Below are 1,846 nucleotides of genomic sequence, written 5' to 3'. Positions count from 1 at the left end.
CGACTATTTATAGGCGCTACATCCCTGGTAGTTTATATTATTCCCAGTTTCAGGAAAAGTTTAACAATTTAACAAAAAATAAATTTTTTTTTCCTAACCCCTAACCCCTAACCCCTTTCTCTGCTGCTTGACCGGAATTTCAATAACGAACTCCGCCCCCTTTCCCGGCACTGAGGAACATTTGAGTTTACCGCCGTGTTTTTCCACCACGATCTGATAGCTAATAGATAAACCCAACCCAGTGCCAGAACCGACAGGTTTTGTGGTAAAGAAGGGGTCAAATAACTTTTGGCGGATCTCTTCCCTCATACCAGGGCCGTTATCTGCTATTTCGATCAGCACCCAACCGTTATCCAGCACATCCGTGCAAATTCGGATGTAAGGTGATTGCTTAGGGTGTACCGAATTTTTGTCTGTATATTCCCGGTCGTATAGAGCATCAATAGCATTGGTCAGTATATTCATAAATACCTGGTTCAGTTGCCCTGGATAACACTCGACTTTCGGAAGCTGACCGTACTTTTTGATAACTTCAATTGGTGGATTTCCTGCCTTTTCTTTGAGGCGATGCTGTAAAATCAACAAAGAGCTATCGATGCCCGAATGAATATCCACAGATTTCATATCCGCTTCATCTAGGCGGGAGAAGTTTCGCAATGACAGCACAATCTGACGAATGCGATCGGCCCCTACCTGCATGGAATCTATAATTTTCGAGAAGTCCGTTCTGACAAATTCAAAATCGCTCGCTTCAATTTCAGCTTCAATTTCAGGTGACTTATTGGAGTATTTGTCATAAACCTCAATCAGGTGTAAGAGGTCTTCAAGATACTGCCTAGCATGGTTAAGATTGCCATAGATAAAGTTAACTGGATTGTTAATTTCGTGAGCGACACCAGCAACCAACTGCCCCAGAGAAGACATTTTTTCATTTTGAATCAACTGAGTCTGAGTTTGCTGTAATTCTTGCAAAGTTTGTTGTAACTGCTGATTTTTTTCCCTTAATTCCAGCGTCCTCTCGTCCACCCGTCGTTCCAAAGTTTTGCTGTAATCTTCTAACTGCTCGTTGGCTTGTTTTAAGTTTTCAGTTGCACCTTCTAAATTGTTATACAACATAGCATTTTTTAGAGAAATAGCTGCTTGGGAAGAAAGGATCTTAATGACTTCCAAACGTCCGGGAGTGAATGCACCAGCGGTCAAGTTATTTTCTAAATAAAGAATGCCGATCGATTTACTTTGATTGATAATCGGTACGCATAAAATCGATTTCGGTTGATTTTTGACGATATAAGGATCTGCGGTAAATCTCCCTTCTTTTGCCGCATCATTCAAAACTACGCTTTCACAAGTCCTAGCTACAAAATTTATCAGGCATATCGGCAAATGCTGACTGCAAGAAACTGGTATTGATGACAGCATTACAACCCCGTCTTGCTCTACACTACCAGTAGCCTCTATTAAGAGTTGACCATTTTTCTCTAAAATAAGGCAACTTTTTTGGGCTCCCGCATTTTCCATCGCGATATTCAATAATTTATCTAGCAATCTATCCAAAACAATTTCATCCGTAACGGCTTGTGAAGCTTTGATTACTGTGGCAAAATCTAACTTATCTGAAGCAATACTATTCGTCAAAGTTGTTGTTTTTGTTAGATTAAAAATTGGCGCTTCTGTTTTGATTATTTGAGCTAATATTTGGGTATATCTTAATTCTAAATTTTTGACTTTTGCCATCGCTCCCCAACGAATATAGCCATAGTATGCTTCCATCAAATATGTCTGACCTACCTTTTTTCGACCAAGGGAAAAATAAAACTCTGCTGCTAGTTCATTAGCCAGTGCTTCT

At 40.0% G+C, this 1,846-nt stretch carries 1 protein-coding gene; it reads right to left on the bottom strand.

What is annotated here, in order from left to right; all coding sequences use genetic code 11:
- Positions 1–93 precede the first annotated feature (93 nt).
- On the bottom strand, positions 94–1,846 hold a 1,753-nt coding region (locus H6S82_RS31720), incomplete at its 5' end, for an ATP-binding protein (RefSeq protein ID WP_191057384.1).

The sequence above is a fragment of the Planktothrix sp. FACHB-1355 genome (genome assembly GCF_014748295.1).
Classification (GTDB): domain Bacteria; phylum Cyanobacteriota; class Cyanobacteriia; order Cyanobacteriales; family Aerosakkonemataceae; genus Aerosakkonema; species Aerosakkonema funiforme_A.
Note: the sequence above shows the minus strand (reverse complement) of the source record. Positions and strands in the feature narration are given on the sequence as shown.